This window comes from Micromonospora nigra (genome assembly GCF_900091585.1).
GTDB lineage: Bacteria > Actinomycetota > Actinomycetes > Mycobacteriales > Micromonosporaceae > Micromonospora > Micromonospora nigra.
This window is the reverse complement of the sequence record NZ_FMHT01000003.1, coordinates 4771438-4791270: the sequence shown is the minus strand read 5'-3', so window position 1 is coordinate 4791270 and position 19833 is coordinate 4771438. Positions and strand designations below refer to the sequence as shown.

General features: G+C 74.0%; 21 protein-coding genes and 2 pseudogenes. 13 read left to right on the top strand and 10 right to left on the bottom strand.

What is annotated here, in order from left to right; translation table 11 throughout:
* Window positions 1–103: 103 nt before the first annotated feature.
* Complete coding sequence (locus tag GA0070616_RS20860) at window positions 104–745, top strand: COG4315 family predicted lipoprotein (RefSeq protein WP_091085749.1); 642 nt, start codon at window positions 104–106, stop codon at window positions 743–745.
* A 370-nt stretch (window positions 746–1115) separates the two neighbouring features.
* Window positions 1116–2036: a DNA-3-methyladenine glycosylase family protein gene (locus tag GA0070616_RS20855; RefSeq protein ID WP_091091304.1), complete on the top strand. Its 921-nt coding sequence runs from the start codon at window positions 1116–1118 to the stop codon at window positions 2034–2036.
* A 39-nt stretch (window positions 2037–2075) separates the two neighbouring features.
* Here the strand turns inward: GA0070616_RS20855 and GA0070616_RS20850 are convergent, their stop codons facing one another.
* The gene (locus tag GA0070616_RS20850; protein ID WP_091091300.1) at window positions 2076–2579 is read right to left on the bottom strand and encodes a DUF1990 domain-containing protein; all 504 of its coding nucleotides are present in this window, start codon (window positions 2577–2579) and stop codon (window positions 2076–2078) included.
* A 27-nt stretch (window positions 2580–2606) separates the two neighbouring features.
* Here GA0070616_RS20850 and GA0070616_RS20845 point away from each other — a divergent pair, with 27 nt between their 5' ends.
* Window positions 2607–3173 (top strand): GNAT family N-acetyltransferase, encoded by a 567-nt coding sequence (locus tag GA0070616_RS20845; protein ID WP_091085746.1) that lies wholly within the window; start codon window positions 2607–2609, stop codon window positions 3171–3173.
* 25 nt (window positions 3174–3198) lie between these two features.
* On the opposite strand, the gene GA0070616_RS20840 is transcribed toward GA0070616_RS20845, so the two are convergent.
* Window positions 3199–3411: a hypothetical protein gene (locus GA0070616_RS20840; RefSeq protein ID WP_091085743.1), complete on the bottom strand. Its 213-nt coding sequence runs from the start codon at window positions 3409–3411 to the stop codon at window positions 3199–3201.
* Window positions 3412–3546: 135 nt separating this feature from the next.
* Here GA0070616_RS20840 and GA0070616_RS20835 point away from each other — a divergent pair, with 135 nt between their 5' ends.
* From GA0070616_RS20835 to GA0070616_RS29480, 3 genes and pseudogenes are all read left to right on the top strand, one after another.
* Window positions 3547–4659: an ATP-dependent DNA ligase gene (locus tag GA0070616_RS20835; protein ID WP_091085738.1), complete on the top strand. Its 1113-nt coding sequence runs from the start codon at window positions 3547–3549 to the stop codon at window positions 4657–4659.
* A gap of 33 nt (window positions 4660–4692) precedes the next feature.
* A complete protein-coding gene (locus tag GA0070616_RS20830) occupies window positions 4693–6276 on the top strand; it encodes an alpha/beta hydrolase (RefSeq protein WP_091085735.1) in 1584 nt (527 codons plus the stop codon).
* Window positions 6254–6358, top strand: a pseudogene (locus tag GA0070616_RS29480) (GNAT family N-acetyltransferase); the annotation flags it as partial. The gene GA0070616_RS20830 and the pseudogene GA0070616_RS29480, both read left to right, overlap by 23 nt.
* Before the next feature lie 13 nt (window positions 6359–6371).
* On the opposite strand, the gene GA0070616_RS20825 reads toward GA0070616_RS29480, so the two are convergent.
* Window positions 6372–6803 carry a hypothetical protein gene (locus tag GA0070616_RS20825; RefSeq protein ID WP_139128951.1) on the bottom strand — a complete coding sequence of 144 codons (432 nt, stop codon included), beginning with the start codon at window positions 6801–6803 and terminating at the stop codon, window positions 6372–6374.
* A gap of 47 nt (window positions 6804–6850) precedes the next feature.
* The gene (ligD, locus tag GA0070616_RS20820; RefSeq protein ID WP_091091297.1) at window positions 6851–7876 is read right to left on the bottom strand and encodes a non-homologous end-joining DNA ligase; all 1026 of its coding nucleotides are present in this window, start codon (window positions 7874–7876) and stop codon (window positions 6851–6853) included.
* Window positions 7877–7924: 48 nt separating this feature from the next.
* On the opposite strand from ligD, the gene msrB reads away from it, so the two are divergent.
* Complete coding sequence (gene msrB / locus GA0070616_RS20815; RefSeq protein ID WP_091085728.1) at window positions 7925–8335, top strand: peptide-methionine (R)-S-oxide reductase MsrB; 411 nt, start codon at window positions 7925–7927, stop codon at window positions 8333–8335.
* A gap of 39 nt (window positions 8336–8374) precedes the next feature.
* On the opposite strand, the gene GA0070616_RS28930 is transcribed toward msrB, so the two are convergent.
* From GA0070616_RS28930 to GA0070616_RS20800, 3 genes are all read right to left on the bottom strand, one after another.
* Window positions 8375–9049, bottom strand: a complete 675-nt coding sequence (locus GA0070616_RS28930; protein WP_245712846.1) for a DUF305 domain-containing protein — start codon at window positions 9047–9049, stop codon at window positions 8375–8377.
* Complete coding sequence (locus GA0070616_RS20805; RefSeq protein WP_091085725.1) at window positions 9034–9786, bottom strand: lytic polysaccharide monooxygenase; 753 nt, start codon at window positions 9784–9786, stop codon at window positions 9034–9036. Before GA0070616_RS20805 ends, GA0070616_RS28930 begins: the two co-directional genes overlap by 16 nt.
* A gap of 146 nt (window positions 9787–9932) precedes the next feature.
* Window positions 9933–10208 carry an isoamylase early set domain-containing protein gene (locus GA0070616_RS20800; RefSeq protein WP_091091291.1) on the bottom strand — a complete coding sequence of 92 codons (276 nt, stop codon included), beginning with the start codon at window positions 10206–10208 and terminating at the stop codon, window positions 9933–9935.
* Window positions 10209–10365: 157 nt separating this feature from the next.
* Between GA0070616_RS20800 and GA0070616_RS20795 the strand changes: the two genes are divergently transcribed.
* The 3 genes from GA0070616_RS20795 (at window position 10366) to GA0070616_RS20785 (ending at window position 12400) form a co-directional block, all read left to right on the top strand.
* Window positions 10366–10626: a Prokaryotic metallothionein gene (locus GA0070616_RS20795; RefSeq protein ID WP_091085721.1), complete on the top strand. Its 261-nt coding sequence runs from the start codon at window positions 10366–10368 to the stop codon at window positions 10624–10626.
* Window positions 10627–10693: 67 nt separating this feature from the next.
* Complete coding sequence (locus GA0070616_RS20790) at window positions 10694–11140, top strand: GNAT family N-acetyltransferase (RefSeq protein WP_091085718.1); 447 nt, start codon at window positions 10694–10696, stop codon at window positions 11138–11140.
* Window positions 11141–11311: 171 nt separating this feature from the next.
* Window positions 11312–12400, top strand: coding sequence for a lytic polysaccharide monooxygenase auxiliary activity family 9 protein (locus GA0070616_RS20785; protein WP_091085714.1), 1089 nt, complete (start codon window positions 11312–11314; stop codon window positions 12398–12400).
* 177 nt (window positions 12401–12577) lie between these two features.
* Here GA0070616_RS20785 and hemQ read toward each other — a convergent pair whose 3' ends face one another.
* The 3 genes from hemQ to hemE are packed head-to-tail and all read right to left on the bottom strand — an operon-like array spanning window position 12578 to window position 15788.
* Entirely contained in the window at window positions 12578–13279 is a 702-nt protein-coding gene (gene hemQ / locus GA0070616_RS20780; RefSeq protein ID WP_091085711.1) for a hydrogen peroxide-dependent heme synthase, read from the bottom strand.
* Window positions 13276–14685 carry a protoporphyrinogen oxidase gene (gene hemG, locus GA0070616_RS20775; RefSeq protein ID WP_091085708.1) on the bottom strand — a complete coding sequence of 470 codons (1410 nt, stop codon included), beginning with the start codon at window positions 14683–14685 and terminating at the stop codon, window positions 13276–13278. Before hemG ends, hemQ begins: the two co-directional genes overlap by 4 nt.
* Before the next feature lie 5 nt (window positions 14686–14690).
* Window positions 14691–15788, bottom strand: a complete 1098-nt coding sequence (gene hemE, locus GA0070616_RS20770) for a uroporphyrinogen decarboxylase (protein WP_091085702.1) — start codon at window positions 15786–15788, stop codon at window positions 14691–14693.
* A gap of 324 nt (window positions 15789–16112) precedes the next feature.
* On the opposite strand from hemE, the pseudogene GA0070616_RS20765 reads away from it, so the two are divergent.
* The 3 genes and pseudogenes from GA0070616_RS20765 to GA0070616_RS20755 all read left to right on the top strand — a co-directional run.
* Window positions 16113–16673: pseudogene (locus GA0070616_RS20765) on the top strand (DUF3000 domain-containing protein); the annotation flags it as partial.
* A gap of 266 nt (window positions 16674–16939) precedes the next feature.
* Complete coding sequence (locus GA0070616_RS20760; protein WP_091085694.1) at window positions 16940–18313, top strand: ribonuclease D; 1374 nt, start codon at window positions 16940–16942, stop codon at window positions 18311–18313.
* Between the two features lie 282 nt (window positions 18314–18595).
* Window positions 18596–19789, top strand: a complete 1194-nt coding sequence (locus tag GA0070616_RS20755; protein ID WP_091091288.1) for a thiolase family protein — start codon at window positions 18596–18598, stop codon at window positions 19787–19789.
* The last annotated feature ends 44 nt before the right edge of the window (window positions 19790–19833 follow it).

Here is a 19833-nt window from a genome sequence, read left to right as displayed (position 1 = left end):
CCGGTTCAATGGTCCTCAGTGAAGTTGACCACCTCCGCACGTTCAACCTTGACAGCCCTCCTTTCCGTATCAATCGGTGAACTGCCAAGAATGAGGAGGGCACGTGGCACAGATGAAGCGGACCGTCATCGCCGTGAGTGCGATGGTCGCACTCACGGCCTGCGCTCCCGCGGGCTACGACGCGGCGAACCCCGACGCCGCCGAGCCGGTCGCCGTCGCCGCGGCCGAGCCGACCGTGGCACCGACACCCGAGACCACGGCGGAGCCGGAGGTGGAGGCCGACGACGCGCCGCCGGCCGACGTCGAACTCACCGAGAGCCTCACCGGCAAGAGCGTTCCCCGGATGGGCCGGGCGGTCTTCGACCAGGACGGGTTCATCCTGTACCGGTTCGACAAGGACACCAACGACCCCCCGGCGTCGAACTGCTCCGGCGAGTGCGAGGAGATCTGGCCGCCGTCGCTGACCGACGGCAACCCGAAGCTCAAGGGCGTCTCCGACGATCTCGTGGGCACCATCACCCGGGAGGACGGCACCCGCCAGCTCACCCTCGACGGGTGGCCGCTGTACCGCTACATCGGTGACAAGAAGCCGGGGCAGTGGAAGGGCCAGGGCGTCGGCGGCACCTGGTTCGTGATCCAGCCGGACGGCAGGAAGAACCTGGAGTGCCTGCCGACCGGCACCCCGAAGCCGGTGGCACCGCCGTCGAAGAACGACTCGGACTCGGACTCCGACTACTCGTACTGACCCCGGGCCCGGTGGTCGGTCGCAGCCGGGAGGGCACGGCCGGCCACCGAAGCGAGCAGGACGCTGGCGGACCGGCAACGCCACGCGTCCCGACCGCGACGCCGGCCCGTCGACCGGGCCGGCGTCGCGACTCGCGAACCGCCGGACGCGCACCACCTGTCCCGGTGCCCCCGGGACGGTCGAGGGCGGTGACGGCGCCGACGCCAGCAGGCGCCCACCGAGGTCCCCCCAGCCCGATCCCGGCCGGTCTCCGGCCGGGCCGTCCCGGTGCGGACGACACCGCCGACCCGTGTCGGCGGTGTCGTCGTGTTCGCGGTGCGGTCGGCTCTGCGGTGCGGTCGGGTCGGAGGCGTCGTGGCAGCATGTCGGGGTGACCGGCTCCGAACCCACCGCCCGCCGGGTGCTGCGCCCACCGCCCGGATACCGGCTGGCCGAGTCGGTCCGGCCGTTGACCTTCAGCCCGTACGACCCCTGCGCGCGGATCGTCGGGGGCACCTTCTGGTGGGCCGCCCGCACCCCGACCGGGCCGGGCACGCTGGGGCTGCGCCCGGCGGCGGGCGAGCTGCACGCCGAGGGGTACGGACCGGGCGGCGACTGGCTGGTGCACCGGGCCGACGCGGTGGCCGGGCTGCGCGACGACCTGACGGGGTTCGCCGCCCTGGCCGCGGCCCATCCGGTGGTGGCCCGGCTGGCCGCCCGGCACGCGGGGCTGCGGATGCCCGCCACCGGGCTGGTGTTCCCCCGGGTGTTGCGGGCGGTCCTGGAGCAGAAGGTGACCGGCAAGGAGGCGTACCGGGGGTACGCGGCCACGGTTCGCCACTTCGCGGAACCCGCGCCGGGACCGATGCAGCCGCTGCTGCTGCCGCCCGAACCGGCGGCGATCGCCGCGACGCCCTACTGGGTCTTCCACCCGTTCGGAGTGGAGCAGCGCCGCGCCGAGACGCTGCGTCGGGCCGCCGCCCTGGCGCAGCGGTGGGAACGCTGCGCGGACTCGGCCGAGGCCACCCGCCGGTTGACCGCCGTCCCCGGGATCGGGCCGTGGACGGCCGCCGAGGTGGTGCGGGTCGCGTACGGGGACGCCGACGCGGTCAGTGTCGGCGACTACCACGTGCCGAACACGGTCGCCTGGGCCCTCGCCGGCGAGCCGCGCGGTGACGACGCCCGGATGTTGGCGCTGCTGGAGCCGTTCCGGGGGCACCGGGGCCGGGTCTGCCGGCTGCTGGAGGCGGCGGGCGTCCAGGCCCCCAAGTTCGGGCCCCGCGCCCCGATCCGCTCCTTCGCCCGGTTCTGAGCCGACCCGCCCGGGGTCCGGGCCCGCCGGCCATCGCTGTCAGGCCCGCCGGCACAGGCGACGCAGCGTGCGGCCGAGCCACCAGGCGTACGCCCGTTGGAAGGCCCGCCCGACGGGGCCGGCGGCCCGCATCAGCGGGCTGGCGGGGCGGCTGAACGCCACCACCTCGAACCAGACCCGGCCGGCGTCGTCCCGGCTCACCACGAACGCCTCCTCGCCGCGGGCGGGATGCCCGGGCAGGGTGCCGTACCCGAAGCCGGTCCGCCGGTCGTCGTCGACGGCCCAGACCACCGCGCACGGCGCGGACATGCGCAGCGGCCCGACGCCGAGGCGGGACACCACGCACACGCCGGGGGCGGCCCGGTCGGCGTCGGCCCGGATCCCGATGCCCGCCGCCCGGTGCAGGTCGAATCCGAGCACCGCCGCGCCGGCCGTGGCATAGCAGGTGTCGGGCAGGCGGACGCGGTGTCGCACGTGCCGCCACCCGGCGGGCAGGTCGCCGGCACGGGTGGCGCCGACGTGCGGGTAGGTCAGCTCCGGCACGGCGCGCACCTCCAGGGCTCGACTGCGATGCCGCCAGCGTACGGCCGGGCCGCCGGGTGCCGGGTGGCGACGGTGTGGTGGGCTGGCGGCGTGACCACTGCGTTGATCGCCCCGGCGGCTCCCGTCGACGCTGGCGAGATCCTCACCGTGCAGCGCGCCGCCTACGTGGTCGAGGCACAGCGCTACGCCGACCCGTTCCTGCCGCCGCTGACCGAGACCCTGGAGGAGGTGCGGGCCGCGCTCGCCGACGGGCAGGTGGTGCTGGCCGCCCGACTGGGGTCACGTCTGGTCGGCTCGGTGCGGGCCCGCGTCGAGGGCGGCACCGCGCACGTCGGGCGGTTGTCGGTGGCCCCGGACCAGCAGGGCCGGGGCCTCGGCGGTCGACTGCTGCGCGCGGTCGAGGCCGCCTGCGCCGACCGGGTGTCGCGGTTCGCGTTGTTCACCGGGGCCGACAGCGGGCAGAACCTGCGCCTCTACCACCGGCACGGCTACCAGGTGGTGGGCCACCGGCCGGACCCGAACGGCATCCGGTTGGCCCTGCTGGAGAAGCGGTTGACCCCGGTGGCGGACCCGAACGGTTCCGCCTGCGGTTGACCGGACCGGGCCCGGTCGGTGACGCTCAGGCGGCCTCGCGCAGGTCGGCCAGCCCCAGCGGGGTACGCCTGCGCAGCAGGTCCTCCAGTTCCGCCACGGAACCGACCTCGCCGAGCACGTCCTTGCCGCCGCCGAAGCTCGGCGGGTACCGCCGCACCAGGCGGTAGCGGTGCCGGCCACGGATCAGCTCGACGGTCACCCGCCATCGCCCGCAACACCCGCACACCCACTCAGACACCCCGCGAAAGTAGCTCTGAGCAGCGGCTTTCTGATTCGCCCGGCGGTGACGGGCGGGGCTCCGCCGGACACGGCGCCCGTCCACCCACCGTGATCCTGCTCACGACTGTCGGTGGCGTCTGGTTGACTGGTCGCCGTGGAGCTGCCGATCACTTCGCCCGTCGAACCGATGCTGGCCAAGAGCGTGTCGAAGATCCCCACCGCGGCCGGCATGACCTACGAGCCGAAGTGGGACGGTTTCCGCTGCGTCGTGCTGCGCGACGGCGACTCCGTCGAGCTGGCCAGCCGGGGCGGCAAGATGATGACGCGCTACTTCCCCGAGGTGGTGGAGCAGGCCCGTCGACAGCTGCCGGAACGCTGCGCCGTCGACGGTGAGCTGATCGTCATCCGGCGCGACGGCCCGAGCGCCCAGCCTCGGCTCGACTTCGAGCTGCTGGCCCAACGCATCCACCCGGCCGCGTCCCGGGTGAAGCTGCTGGCCGAGACCACCCCGGCCGACTTCGTCGCGTTCGACCTGCTCGCCCTGGGCGACGAGGCGCTGCTCGACCTGCCCTACCCGCAGCGCCGGGCCCGGCTGGAGCAGGCTCTGGCCGGGGTGCGCCCGCCGGTGCACGTCACCCAGGTCACCACCGACGTCGACACGGCCCACCGCTGGTTCGACGTGTTCGAGGGCGCCGGGCTCGACGGCCTGATCGCCAAGCCCGCCGACCTGCCGTACGAGCCGGGCAGGCGGCTCATGTTCAAGGTCAAGCACACCCGTACCGCCGACGTGGTGGTGGCCGGCTTCCGCTGGCACAAGTCCGGTCCGGTGGTGGGTTCGCTGCTGCTCGGCCTCTACGACGACGAGGGGATCCTGCACCACGTCGGCGTGAGCGCCTCGTTCACCATGGCCCGCCGCGCCGAGCTGCTGGAGGAGCTGGCTCCCTACCGGGAGGTGGGCGACGACCACCCGTGGGCGCACGGCGACCACGAACGCGGGCAGCGCATCCCGGGCGGGGTGAGCCGGTGGACGGGCGGCAAGAACCTGGAGTGGGAGCCGGTGCGACCCGAGCTGGTCGTCGAGGTGGCCTACGACGCGATGGAGGGCGACCGGTTCCGACACACGGCCCGCTTCGCGCGCTGGCGCCCCGACCGCGACCCCCGCTCGTGCCGCTACGACCAGCTCGACCGTCCGGTCCGGTTCGACGTGGACCAGGTCCTGCGGGGCGATCCGGCGGTGCCCGTGGGGGCCTCGCGCGACCCCGCGTAGCCTGGCCGTCGACCCCACCACGGAGGCCCGCTCGTGACCCGTACCGCCGACCGGTTCAGCCGGTTCCGCCTCACCCTCGCCGGCCTGGTCGCCGGTGCGCTGGTCGCCGCCGGCTGCACGCTGCCGGCGTTCGCGCCGCGCACCGACGCCGAGAGCGAGGCCGCCGCGGTGGGCACGTCGCCGACCTGGCGGGCCTGCCCGGAGGTCCCCGAGCAGCTGGTCGGGCGAGGCGCACCGGGCATGCGCTACGAGTGTGCGCGGATCCAGGTCCCCCGCGACTGGGGTGACGGCGGCGGCGCGTCGGCCAGCCCCGGCGCCGGGGAGACCTTCGAGATCGCGTTGCTGCGGGCCCGCTCCACCAAGCAGCGCGACCGGATCGGCTCCCTGGTGGTCAACCCGGGCGGGCCGGGCGCCTCGGGGGTGGACACGGCCGTCTACCTGTCGTTCGGGCCGTCGTTCGGCGGGCTGCCCGACTCGATCACCGAACGCTTCGACATCGTCGGCTTCGACCCACGCGGAGTGGACCGGTCCAGCCCCGTGGAGTGCATCTCCGACGCCGACCTGGACGCCAGCTTCGGCTACGACCCCGATCCGGCCAGCCAGCAGGCGTTCGACGGTTACGTCGCACTCACCCAGCGGATCGGGGCGGGGTGCGGGGACAGGTACGGCGACCAGCTCGTGCTCTACAGCACCGAGCAGGCCGCCCGGGACATGGACGCCGTCCGCAACGCCGTCGGCGACGAGAAGCTGACCTACCTCGGCTACTCGTACGGCACGCTGCTCGGCGCCACGTACGCCCAGCTCTACCCGCAGCGGGTGCGGGCGCTGGTGCTCGACGGCGCGGTGGACCCCCGCCAGGGGCTGATCGCCGGCTCGGAGAGCCAGGCGAAGGGCTTCGAGCGGGCGTTCGCCAACTTCACCCGGTGGTGCGCCGCCAACGCGGGGCGCTGCCCGATCGCGCCCGACGCGCGGGCGGCGGTGACGTCGGCCATCGACAAGGCCCGGGTCTCCCCCGTACGGGCGGCGGACGGCCGGGAGGCCACCGCGGGTTGGGTCTTCTACGCGGTGATCTCGTCGCTCTACACCGAGTCGGGTTGGCAGGAGCTGGCGCGGGCGATCGACCGCCTGGCCGACGGCGACCCCGACGAGGTGTTCCGCCTCGCCGACGCGTACGCCGACCGGGACTCCGACGGCCACTACAGCAACCTGTTCGACGCCAACCTCGCGGTGAACTGCGCCGACGAGGAGGAGCGGCCGAGCCGGGAACGCATCCGCGAACTCCAGTCGCAGTGGCGGCAGAAGTACCCGCTGTTCGGCCCGGCGCTGGCGGTGGGCATGCTGTCGTGCACGGAGTGGCCGGGCGGGCGGGACCCCTACCCGACGGGCCGGGCCGAGGGTGCCCCGCCGATCCTGGTGGTGGGCACGACGGGCGACCCGGCGACGCCGTACGAGCAGACCCCCGCGCTGGCCGACATGCTCGGCGTGGGTCGGGTGCTCACCTGGGAGGGTGAGGGGCACACGGCGTACCCGCAGACGCGGTGCATCACCGAGGCCGTCGACGCCTACCTGATCGAGTTGACCGTTCCCCGGGAGGGGCTGCGCTGCCCGGCCCGTTGACCGCCGTTGTGACGACGCGCACCGCTTCTACCGGCGGCTCGGCTTCGTCGCCAGTCACGAGGGTATGAAGCTCGCCCTCTGAGCCGCCGGTGTCGTCACCGCACACGGGGCGCGGAGGCGCCCGTGGTTGTGGCCGCCCAGCGCAGCCCCGCCTCGTCGGCGGCGGCGCGCAGCCGCGCGGCGAAGCGGGCCACGCTGCCGTCGAGGGCGGCGAGGTCGGCCGGGCCGAGCAGCGGTACCGGGCCGGTGCCCGTCATGGCCAGCACGCACGGCGTGCGCCCTTCGCTGGCGGCGCACACCTCGGCGGTCCGCTCGTTGAGGTGCACCAGGTCGACCGGGACACCCAGTTGCGGTAGCAGCTCCCGCCACTCCCGCTTGCGCCCGAGGGCACCGTGGGTGATGTCGCAGAGCGCGCACTCGGCCGTCCCCCGCAGCTTGCCGACGACGTACGCCAGCTCGCCGCGTAGACCGCCGTCGGCGTGGTAGACGCCCACGAGCCCCCTGATCACCCCTGCCGTGGAAACCATGCCCGCCAGTCTGCCGCGCCGACCCGCGGCAGCGGCCGGTGGGCCGGTCAGCGCGGCCGGTCGCGGTCCTTCGACGGCTGCACCCGCTTCGGCTCACCGGGCATCTTCGGGTGGTCCGGCGGGTACGGCAGGTCGCCCTGACCGGCGGCGGCGTCCCGCTCGGCCCACTCCAACAGTGGGGTGATGTCCCACCCGGCGTCGTCGATGCCGGCGTGCGGGTCGCCCCGCTCGGCCAGCCGGGCCGGAACGGTGCGCAGGTCGAAGTCGTCGGGATCGACCTGGGCCAGCTCCTCCCAGGTGACGGGGGTGGAGACGGTGGCCCGGCCGTTGGCCCGGAGGGAGTACGCGCAGGCGATGGTGCGGTCGCGGGCCATCTGGTTGTAGTCGACGAAGACCCGTTCGCCGCGCTCCTCCTTCCACCAGGCGGTGGTGACCAGCTCCGGCCGGCGGCGTTCCAGTTCCCGGGCGAGGGCGATGGTCGCGCGGCGCACCTCGACGAACGTCCAGCGGGGCTGGATGCGCAGGTAGACGTGCACGCCCCGGCCGCCGGACGTCTTCGGCCAGCCGGGCACCCCCAGCTCGTCGAGGAGCCCGCGCAGCTCGGCCGCGGCAGCCGCCGCGTCGGCGAAGTCGGTGCCGGGCTGCGGATCGAGGTCGACCCGTAGCTCGTCGGGTTGGTCGGGCGCGGCGGCACGCACCGGCCAGGGGTGGAACACGACGGTGCCCATCTGGGCCGCCCAGGCCACGTGGGCCAGGTCGGTCGGGCACAACTCGGCGGCGGTGCGACCGCTGGGGAAGGTGATCTCGGCCGTCTCGACCCAGGGCGGCACGCCTCGCGCCGGCACCCGCTTCTGGTAGAACGCCTCCCCCTCTATGCCGTCGGGGAAGCGCTGCAGCGTGGTGGGACGCCTGCTCAGGGCGCGGACGATGCCCTCTCCCACCCCGAGGTAGTAGTGGAAGACGTCGGCCTTGGTGAAGCCGCGCTGTGGGAAGATCACCCGGTCGGGACTGCTCAACCTGACGGTGTGCCCGCCCACCTCGATCTGCTCGGCCGCAGCCTTCGTGCCACCCATGGCCGCGACCATATGCGATAGGTCCGACGTTCGACGTACCGTTGGTGGGTGAGTCTCGACGACAGTGAACTGCCCCGCACCGAGGACGAGTGGCGGGTCCGGCTCAGCCCCGAGGAGTTCCGGGTGCTGCGTGAGGCCGGCACGGAGCGCCCGTGGACGGGCGAGTACGTGGACACGAAGACGGCCGGCATGTACCACTGCCGGGCCTGCGGTGCGGAGTTGTACCCCAGCGACACCAAGTTCGACTCGCACTGTGGCTGGCCCAGCTTCGACGACGCCATCCCGGGCGCGGTCCGTGAGGTGGACGACTCCAGTCTCGGCATGGTGCGCACCGAGATCCGCTGCGCCCGCTGCGACAGCCACCTCGGGCACGTCTTCCGGGGCGAGGGTTTCACCCCGAAGGACACCCGGCACTGCGTGAACTCTGTCTCCCTCCGGCTGGAGCCGCGTCCCGCCTGACCGATCGGCGTCTGCCCCGCCCGCCCCACGGACACCGGGTCACGGCTCGGGCGACGGCAGTCCCGCCAACATGGCGACCTGGGCGGTACGGGACCGCTCGATCCGCCCGGCCAGGTCGAGCACCCGGGGGTCGGAGCCGGCCGTCAGGTGCGCCCGGGCCAGGTCGGCGGCGGCACGCTGATGCTCGGAGAGGACGCCGGCCAGCACGGCGTCGACCTCGCCGTCGGCGGCAGTACGCAGCCGGGCCAGGTCGTCGGCCGCGGTGACGTGCCCGCTGTGGTCGTGGTCGTCACGGCCGTCCCGCCCGGCCTCGCGCAGCCAGCCCCGCACGGTGTCGCGCTCGTCGGCCTCGGTCACCTCGACGGCGGCGACCAGGGTGCGCAGCTGCGGGTCGGCGACCCGGCCCCGGACGAGCGCGACGATCTCCAGCGTCTGCTCGACGTGGGCGAGCGTCATCGACAGGTACAGCAGGTCGAGTCCGCTCGGAGTCGACGCGGACGGGGCGCCGGCCGACGGCGGCGGCGCGGACGCCGGATCCGCCGGTGGCGCGGACGTCACGCAGCCGGCGGACAGCAGGACGGCCACCAGGGTCGGCAGCCACCAGCGGTCCCGCCGCCGCGCCGGGTCGCGGTGCGGTGCGCTGCGGGTACGGGGTGCGCGGCCGGGCCGAGTCCGGCTGACCCGGCCGCACCCGTCGCTCAGACCCGGCTCCACAGGGCGGGGGTGGTCGGCGGTTCCCAGCCGGCGAGAGCGGTGTGCGCCTGCCGGCAACGGTAGGCGGATCCGCCGTAGGTGACCTGGTCGCCGACGGCGTACGCCCGGCCCGCCGTCCAGGTGCCGCCCGGCGCGGGCGGGTTGGTGGCGGTGGGCGTGGGCGTGGGCGGGGGCGGGGAGGTCGGTGGCGGAGTCGGGCTCGGGCTCGGCGTGGGGCCGCCCCCACCACCACCGACCTGGAGGTCGACGCAGGAGTAGAACGCGTTGGCGGTGTCGGAGATGTTCCACACGGCGAGGACCTTCTGCCGACCGGGGTAGCCGCCCAGGTTGACGGTGTGCGAGACGGTGGCGCCGGGCTGGCGTCCGCCGCCGTCGAACACGGCCACCCGGGTGCCGCCCACGAAGTACTCCCAGTTGGCCGTGGAGTGCCGGGCGGTGTTCACCCAGGTGAAGGTGACCGAGGTGCCGACGGAGGTGGCGGGCCAGCCACGGCTGTCGTCGTTGAGGACGGCGAAGTGGGCGATGCCGGCGTGGCAGCTGCGCAGGCCCTTCGGTCCCTCGACGCTCTGCGGTTCGTAGCGGATCTGGCCGCAGTCGGGGACCCGGCCCTGCGCGCAGAGTGCCTGTCGGCTGGGCGGTGACGAGACGTAGCCGTGGGCCTGGGCCGGCGCGGCCACGGCGAGGGAGGAGACGACGGCACCGGTCGCCAGGAGTGGGAGGGTGATTCTTCGACGCATCAGCGGCACTCCTTCGGGAGAAAGCCTGGTGAGGTGCCACCAACATAAATTAAAGCTTGTTAACAGTAAAGACTCCTGTCGATAAGAGTGGTCTGGGACGCCCACCCACCCGCCGAGCGCCGCGGATGGTCACCACACCACCCCGGTCACAGCACCAGCAGGCTGCCCTGGTCGTCGACGCGGTCGGCCGACTCGTCGTCCAGCCAGAGGCCGCCCGCGGCCAGGTAGCGGAAGCGGTGCTCCCCCGGCCCGAGCCGGACCGTCACCGTCCGGGTGCCGTCCCGGCGGGGCACCAGTTCGTGCCGACCCGGCTCCCAGCCGTTGAACGACCCGACCACACTGACCGGGCCGGGCGGGGCGTCCCGGGGCAGGCAGAAGGTGACCCGGGTCTGCGTGCCGAAGAGCCGGTTGCGCTTGATCATCATGTTCCTCCCGGGGGTCACGGCGTCACCGGGTACAACGGCCGACACGCCGGTGCCGACGCGCCGCCGGAACGGGTCGATGTCGGCCGTTCCGCCCGCCCGGCCGCCCGCGCTGCCCCACGCTGGAGGAAACACGTTCCGGCTGGAGGGGTCTGTCGTGGCAACCTGCGAGGTCTGCGGAAACGACTACTGGATGGCGTTCGAGGTGCGCACGGTCAGCGGCGACGTGCACACCTTCGACTGCTTCGAGTGCGCGGTACACAAGCTGGCACCGATCTGCGAACACTGCCAGATCAGGATCGTCGGGCACGGGGTCGAGGTTTCCGGCCGCTTCTTCTGCTGCGCACACTGCGCCCGTGCCGAGGAGGGCGAGCAGGGCGCGCAGATCCGCGACGCCGTCGGCTCCCGCCCGGCCTGACCCGGGCCCGACCCGATCCGGCCTCCCCCGCATCGACCAGGACCGGGGCACGCCCTAGCCTGGCGGCATGCCGTCGCAGACCGCCGTGCTCCGGATCGCGCCGTTCACCGAGCTGGACGTCCGCACCTTCCACGACCTGCTGAAGCTGCGCATCGACGTGTTCGTCGTGGAGCAGTCCTGCCCGTACCCGGAACTCGACGGCCGCGACGTCGAACCCGGCACCCGCCACGCCTGGCTGGCCGAGGGCGGGATTCCCCTGGCGTACCTGCGGATCCTGACCGAGCCCGGCGGCGTGGCCCGCATCGGTCGGGTGGTGGTGGCACCGACGGCGCGCGGCGGCGGACACGCCGGCCGGCTGATGTCCGCCGCCCTCGACGAGGCCGGCGGTCGACCGTGCGTGCTGGAGGCCCAGTCGCACCTGGTCGGGTTCTACGCCCGGTACGGCTTCGTGGTCAGCGGCGACGAGTACCTCGAGGACGGCATCCCGCACACCCCCATGCGCCGGGACGGCTGACCGCCGGGGGGCGCGTCGCCGGCCGACTCGAAAAGGGTTTCCCCATTGACGCTCGGCAATACATTGTGTCATTCTTCGCACGGAGCCAGCAGCCACGCAGTCGGCGCGGGAGGGGGCAACTCCCCGCCGTCCGGGCGGTATCGCAGTCCGACAACTCCCCCTGGGGGCTTCGTGTCCACTCTGCTCCGATCATCCCGCGCGCTGTGGGCAGTGGCCGTCGCGGTCACCGCCACACTGCTGCTCACCACCGCCCTGGCCAACCCGGCCTCGGCCCACGGATCCGTCGTCGATCCCGCGTCGCGCAACTACGGTTGCTGGCAGCGGTGGGGCGGCGACTTCCAGAATCCCCGGATGGCCACCGAGGATCCGATGTGCTGGCAGGCCTGGCAGGCCAACTCCAACGCCATGTGGAACTGGAACGGCCTGTTCCGCGAGGGCGTCGGCGGCAACCACCAGGGCGCCATCCCCGACGGCCAGCTGTGCAGCGCCGGCCGTACCGAGGGTGGTCGCTACAACGCCCTCGACGCCGTCGGGGCCTGGCGGACGACCTCGGTCTCGAACAACTTCCGGGTCCGCCTGTTCGACCAGGCCAGCCACGGTGCCGACTACATCCGGGTGTACGTGACGAGGCAGGGCTACGATCCGCTCACCGAGCCGCTGGCCTGGTCCGACCTGGAGCTGGTCGGTCAGATCGGGAACACTCCGGCCTCCCAGTGGCGGCAGGAGACCGGTGGCGTCTCCATCGACATCCCGGCGAACGCGCCCGGCCGCACGGGCCGGCACGTCGTCTACACCATCTGGCAGGCCAGCCACCTGGACCAGTCGTACTACCTGTGCAGCGACGTGCAGTTCGGCGGGTCCAACCCGCCGCCCACCACGCCGCCGCCCACCACTCCCCCACCCACGACCCCGCCGCCCACCACTCCCCCGCCCACCACGCCACCGCCCACCACCCCGCCGCCGGCGGGGGCTTGCACGGCGACGTACCGGGTCACCAACACCTGGAGCGGTGGCTTCCAGGGTGAGGTGCAGGTGACGGCTGGCGGGTCGGCCATCAACGGCTGGTCGGTGACCTGGACGTACGCGGACGGGCAGCAGCTCAGCCAGGCGTGGAACGCCACCGTGACGACGAGCGGGAACAGGGTGACGGCCCGCAACGTCGGCTGGAACGGCAGCCTCGGGGCCGGAGCCAGCACCACGTTCGGCTTCCTCGGCAGCGGCAGCGCCAACGCGCCGATGCTGACCTGCACGACCGCCTGATACCCCGGTCGGGGCCGTCTCTCCCTCCCTCGGGCGCGGCCCCGACCGGCCCGGCCGTCGTAGCGCGTATCCTCGCCCGGCCGGCCCGGGTGTCACCCCGAGCCGGCCGACGGCGAACGGCTCCCGGCCGACGAACGCCGGCAGCCGGCAGCCGGATGCCGGATGCCGGATGCCGGCTCAGACCAGGCAGTTGACGATCTCGGCCACCGAGCGGCGACGGCCGGTGTAGAACGGGACCTCCTCGCGCACGTGCATTCGCGCCCGGGAGGCCCGCAGGTCCCGCATCAGGTCCACGATCCGGTGCAGTTCGTCTGCCTCGAAGGCGAGCATCCACTCGTAGTCGCCGAGGGCGAACGAGGCCACGGTGTTGGCCCGCACGTCCGGGTAGCCGCGGGCCATCTGCCCGTGCTCGGCCAGCAGTTCCCGTCGCTCCGCGTCCGGCAGCAGATACCACTCGTACGACCGCACGAACGGATACACGCACAGGTACGCCCGGGCGTCCTCGCCGGCGAGGAACGCCGGGATGTGGCTCTTGTTGAACTCGGCCGGGCGGTGCAGCGCCATCTGCGACCAGACCGGCGTCATGGCCTTGCCCAGGGTGGTACGCCGGAACCGCAGGTAGGCGTCCTGGAGCGCGTCGCTGGACGACGAGTGCCACCAGATCATCAGGTCGGCGTCGGCGCGCAGCCCCGACACGTCGTACGTGCCGCGCACCGTCACGTCCTTTCCGGCCAGCTCCTCGAAGAGCGACTCGACCTCACCGGTGACGTTGTCGCGCAGCGACGGCAGGGGCGCGCTGGCCCGGAACACCGACCACATGGTGTAGCGGATGGTCTCGTTGAGCTCGCGCAGCCGGGCCGCGTTGCTCTGCTCGGTCATGTTCCGGAACCTCCCAGTGCGGTGATGATCTCCTCGGCCGCCGTCTCGCCGGAGCGGACGCAGACCGGGATGCCGACGCCCTCGTAGGCGGCGCCGGCCAGGGCGACGGTGGGGTGGGCCGCCCGCAGGGCCGCGCGCGCGGCGGCCACCCGGTCGCGGTGACCCGGGGTGTACTGCGGCAGCGAACCGCCCCACCGCTGTACGTGCCCGGCCACCGGGGCGGGCAGTGGCACGCCGAGAACCGCCGACAGCTCCCGGTGCACGACGGCCGCGAGGTCCTCGTCGGGTCGCTGGAGCTGGGCCTCCTCGCCGTACCGGCCCACCGAGGCACGCACCAGGGCGAGCCCGTCCGGCCGGCGCAGGTGCCCCCACTTGACGGTGAAGAAGGTGGACGCCTTGATCAGCAGCCCCTCGGTGCCGGGCACCAGGAAGCCGGACAGCTCGGGCAGCGGCGGCTCGGGCAGCGCCAGGGTGACCAGGGCGACGCTGGCGTAGTCCAGGCCACCAATCCCGGTGGCGGCGTCGGGGGCGAGGTCCGTGAGCAGCCGGGCCGCCGGCCGGGCCGGCACGGCAAGCACCACCGCGTCCGCCTCGACGTGCTGGGGATCGCGGGTGGGTCCGACGGTGAGCCGCCAACCACCGCCGGCCGGGGTCAGCTCGCGGACCGCGGCATCGCGGCGGACGGTCGCGCCGCTGGCCGCGACGGCCGCGTCGACCAGGGTGCCCAACCCACCGGCGAGGGTGCCGAAGACGGGTTGGCCCGGGGCGCGCGGGGCGGCGGCCTGCGCGGCACGCACCGCACCCACCAGGGTGTGCTCGACCCGGGCGGCGCGGGCCAGCGCGGGCATGGTGGTGACCAGGGACAGGTCGTCGGCCCGGCCGGCGTAGACACCGCCGAGCATCGGATCGACCAGCCGGTCGACGACCTCGTCGCCGAGCCGGGCGCGGACCAGCGCGCCGACGGACACGTCGTCGTCCGCGCCGAGCAGCGGCCGGCCGCCGTCGCGGTCACCGTCCTCGACCGGCCGGGCCACCGTGGCCACCTGCTCCAGATCCCCGGGTACGCCCACCAGCGTGCCGCCCGGGATCGGCCGCAGGGCACCGTCGACCGCGAGCGCGGCCTGCCCGACGGTGGGGTGCACTATCCGGTCGGCCAGCCCGAGCCGGCGGATCAGGGCCACCACCGCCGACTCCCCGCCGGCCGGATCGCGCATCAGGAACGCCTCGGCACCGAACTCCACCGGGCCGCCGGCCAGCTCGCCGGTGCGCAGCTTGCCGCCGAGGGCGCCGGACTGCTCGTACACGGTGATCCGCGTGCCGGCGGGGGCGCGGTCGGCGAGCCGTACGGCGGCGGCCAGCCCGGCTATCCCACCACCGACCACCGCGATGCGCCACGGCGTTGACATCCCGGTCAGCCCCGGTCGGCCGCGCGGACGGACAGGTCGTGCACGAGCGCGACCACCCGGGTCAGCACATCCGGGTCGGTTTCCGGCAGCACCCCGTGGCCCAGGTTGAACACGTGCCCCGGGGCGGCGCGGCCCTGCTCCAGGATCCGGCGCACCTCGGCCTCCACCACCGGCCAGGGGGAGAGCAGCACCGCCGGGTCCAGGTTGCCCTGCACCGCCCGCTCGGGGCCGACCCGGCGGGTGGCGACGTCCAGCGGCGTCCGCCAGTCGACGCCGACCACGTCGGCGCCGGCCTCGCCCATCGCGCCGAGCAGCTCGGCCGTGCCCACCCCGAAGTGGATGCGGGGCACGCCCGCGTCGGCCAGCCCGGCGAGCACCCTCGCCGAGTGCGGCAGCACGAACCGCCGGTAGTCGGCCTCGGAGAGCGCTCCGGCCCAGGAGTCGAACAGCTGCACCGCCGAGACCCCCGCGTCGACCTGCACCCGCAGGAAGGACAGCGTGACGTCGGCGAGCCGGCCGGCCAGGGCGTGCCACAGGTCGGGATCGCCGTACATCAGGGCCTTCGTCCTGGCGTGGGTACGCGAGGGGCCACCCTCGACCAGGTAGCTGGCCAGGGTGAACGGGGCGCCGGCGAAGCCGATGAGCGGGGTGCCGCCCAGCTCCCCGACCAGCATCCGGACGGCCTCGTCCACATAGGACACCTCGTCGCGACCGATGGGCCGGATCCGGTCGACGTCGGCGGCGGTGCGCACCGGCTCGGCGACCACCGGCCCGGTGCCCGGCACGATGTCCAGGTCGATGCCGGCGGCGGCAACCGGCACGACGATGTCGCTGAACAGGATCGCCGCGTCGACGCCGTGCCGGCGCACCGGCTGGAGGGTGATCTCGGTGACCAGCTCGGGGCGGCGGCAGGATTCCAGCATCGCCACGTTGGCCCGGATCTCCCGGTACTCCGGCAACGACCGGCCGGCCTGGCGCATGAACCAGACGGGCGTGTGTGGCCCGGGCCGACGCCGGCAGGCCCGGACGAAGGGCGAGTCGGCCGGTCCGCCGGGGCGGGGTTCGTCGTCTCGGGCGGCGGTGCCCGTCGTGTCGGTGGTCATCGCGGCAATCGTGCCACGCGGCATGGTGACGACGACCGGCAGCGCCGCCTTTTGTGACGTGAAAGGACACGGACGAAGAAGGGACCCGCCGAGGCGCGGGACGACACGGGGCCCACCCGCCACCGGTGCCCGCCACCACCCGCCGGTCCACCTGCCCGCCGTCGGTCTGTTCCACCCCCCTCGGCCTGCCGCCCGGTCGAGTGCAACCCGTCGGCCCGCCGCGTCAGCACCCCCGCCGCCCCGCCGGTGTCTGCGTCCCCTCGGCCTGCCGCCCGTCGGCGTGCCGTCCCGGCGGGCTGGCCGACAGCGGCATAGGCTGCCGGCATGGCCCCCCCGATCCCGTTCCCGGAGACCTTCGCCCGCGCGGTCGCCGGGCTGCGGTCGGCGGTACCGCGGTCGGAGATCCTCCTGGAGGAGGTGGGCGCGCCGCAGCGGCTCGCCCCGTACACGTTCGCGCTGTCGGCGACCGTGCTGCGCGACGGCGACGAGGTGGCCACGGGTCGGTTGATCCTGCTGCACGATCCGACGGGACACGAGGCATGGCAGGGCACCCTGCGGCTGGTCACGTACGTGACGGCGGAGCTGGAGATCGATCTGGCCGCCGACCCGCTGCTACCCGGCGTGGGCTGGACGTGGCTCACCGACGCACTCGAGACCGAGGACGCCCGGTACCGGGCGATCGGCGGGACGATCACGCAGACCATGTCGACCCGGTTCGGCGACCTGGCGGGCCCCCCCGCCGCGGGCGACATCGAGATCCGCGCCTCCTGGACGCCCACCGACGACGACCTCGCGCCGCATCTGGAGGCGTGGTGCGTCCTGCTCGCCTCCACCGCGGGCCTCCCCCCACCCGGCGTCACCCCCCTGTCCTCCCGCCGTCCCGCCACCACCCCTGACCCGTTCCGGCCCCGGCTGGCCCCGAACCCGGCTGGCCCGGTCGGTGTGGCCCCCGGTCGGTCGACCCGGCCGGTTCATCATCTGGTTGTCCAGCAGAACGCCCGCCCCGTCCGCCCCAACTTCATGATCGACGCTCAGCGCGGAGGCCCGCGGGCGGCCGGGGGCCCGGGGTGAGGGGTGGGGGCTGGTCGGGTGGGGACACGCTACGGGGCGGGTGCGCGCGGGGTGATCCTCCGGCGCACTAGGGTTGTCAGGTGACCGACGAATCACCCCTGCACCGTCGGGCCGCCGAAAGCCGCACGGGAGACGAGATCAACCAGCCGCCGTCAGCCGCCTCGACCCCGGCCGACACGGGGACCGACCCGGGTGCGGGCGGCCCCGTGCCGCTGACCGCGCCCCGCGACGGCACCCCTGAGCCGGTGACCACGCCGCCCGAGTTCGACGAGGTGGTGGCCCGTTTCACCACCGGCACCGGCCCCGTGGCGCTCGACGCCGAACGCGCCTCCGGTTACCGCTACAGCCAGCGGGCCTACCTGGTGCAGCTGCGCCGGGCGGGCGCGGGCACCGCGCTGATCGACCCGCTGCCCCTGCCCGACCTGAGTGCCCTCGACGCGGCGATCGCCGATACCGAGTGGGTGCTGCACGCCGCCAGTCAGGACCTGTCCTGCCTCGCGGAACTGGGGCTGCGCCCGCGCCGGCTGTTCGACACGGAGCTGGCCGCACGGCTGGCCGGGTTCGAGCGGGTGGGCCTGGCGGCGCTCACCGAGCACCTGCTCGGCTATCGCCTGGAGAAGCACCACTCCGCGGCGGACTGGTCGAGCCGACCGCTGCCGGAGTCCTGGCTGACGTACGCCGCGCTGGACGTGGAGATGCTGGTCGACCTCCGGGACGCCCTCGACGCGGAGTTGCGCCGACAGGGCAAGTCGCAGTGGGCGGCCGAGGAGTTCGACGCGCTGGTCCGCACCGGGGCGCGCCCGCCCCGGGTACGGGCGGATCCGTGGCGGCGCACCTCGGGCATCCACCGGCTGCGGGGGGCGCGGGCGCAGGCCCGGGTCCGCTCGCTGTGGTACGCGCGGGACGAGATCGCTGCCCGGCGGGACGCCGCCCCGGGCCGGGTGCTGCCCGACTCCGCGATCATCGCCGCCGCCGAACTGGACCCGCAGGACGAGCGAACGCTGCTCACCCTTCCCGGCTTCGGTGGCCGTTCCGTGCGCCGGCTGGCCCGCACCTGGCTGTCGGCGCTGGACGATGCCCGGCAGCTACCCGACGAGGCGCTGCCCGTCGCCCCGGCGGTGGAGGGTCCGCCGCCGCCACACCGCTGGGCCGAGCGTGATCCGGTGGCGGCCGGGCGGCTGACCCGCAGCCGCGAGGTGGTGCTTCGGGTGGCGGGCGCACACACCCTGCCACCGGAGAACCTGATCGCCCCGGACTCGGTACGTCGGCTGGCCTGGCAACCTCCGGAGCAGGTCACCGAGGAGACGGTGGCGGAGACCCTGCGGAGCCTGGGCGCCCGCGAATGGCAGATCGGGCTCCTGCTGCCCGACCTCGCCGACGCCCTCGCGCCGCCGACCGCACCAGCCCCGCCGGCCCAGCCCACCCCACCAGCCCCGACCTCCCCCGCCCCCTAACCCCATCGCAACCGGCCGGCCTCCGTGATCCCAGCGGATCCGCTGGCCCGCCGAGTTCACCGGGTGGTTCGCCCGGGAGCCGTACCGGTCCGCCGGTACGGGCCGACCCGGACCAACTCGGCCGCCGGGCTCGGATGTGGGATGGGCCACAGCCGGGGGTGGGGACGCGCCTTATTACTGACGAGTAGCATCCGGGGAAACGCCCAAGTGCCGGCGACCGTGTTCGGCCGGAACGCCGCCCAGCGGTACGGAAGCCGGATCATGGTCGAAGAGGAGGCTCAAGTGCCCCGTGAAGTTAGGGATGTCGTGTTCGTCGACGGCGTCCGCACCCCGTTCGGCAAGGCGGGTGGCATGTACGCCAACACCCGCGCCGACGACCTGGTGATCCGCTGCATCCGCGAGCTGCTACGCCGCAACCCGCAGCTGCCACCGGAGCGGGTCGAGGAGGTCGCCATCGCCGCCACCACCCAGATCGGCGACCAGGGCCTGACCATCGGCCGCACCGCCGCTCTGCTGGCCGGGCTGCCCAAGACCGTGCCCGGCTACTCGATCGACCGGATGTGCGCCGGCGCGATGACCGCCGTCACCTCCGTGGCCAGCGGCATCGCGATGGGCGCGTACGACGTCGCGATCGCCGGTGGCGTCGAGCACATGGGCCGCCACCCGATGGGTGAGGGCGTCGACCCCAACCCGCGGATCATCGCGGAGAAGCTGGTCGACCCGTCCGCGCTGGTGATGGGCGCGACCGCGGAGAACCTGCACGACCGGGTCCCGCACATCACCAAGCAGCGCACCGACGCGTTCGCGTTGGCCTCCCAGCAGAAGACCGCGAAGGCGTACGCCAACGGCAAGCTCCAGGGCGACCTGGTGCCCGTCGCGGTGCGCGACCCCGAGACCGGCTGGGGCCTGGCCACCACCGACGAGGCGCCCCGCGAGACCTCGCTGGAGAAGCTCGCCACCCTCAAGACCCCGTTCCGCCCGCACGGCAAGGTGACCGCGGGCAACGCGGCCGGCCTGAACGACGGTGCCACCGCCAGCCTGCTGGTCGCCGAGGAGGTCGCCCGCGAGTTGGGCCTGCCGATCGGCATGCGGCTGGTGTCGTACGGCTTCGTCGGCGTCGAGCCGGAGGTGATGGGCGTCGGTCCGATCCCGTCGACCGAGAAGGCGCTGCGTATCGCCGGCCTGACCATCGACGACATCGGCCTGTTCGAGCTGAACGAGGCGTTCGCCGTGCAGGTGCTCGCCTTCCTCGACCACTTCGGCATCGCCGACGACGACCCCCGGGTCAACCCGTGGGGCGGCGCGATCTCCATCGGCCACCCGCTCGCCTCCTCCGGCGTGCGGCTGATGACGCAGCTCGCCCGGCACTTCGCCGAGCATCCGGAGGTGCGTTACGGCCTGACCGCGATGTGCATCGGCATCGGCATGGGCGGCACGGTCATCTGGGAGAACCCCCACTGGGAGGGAGACAAGTGAGCGCGAGGAACGAGCCGGGCCTGCGAGTCCCGCAGTCGCGAACG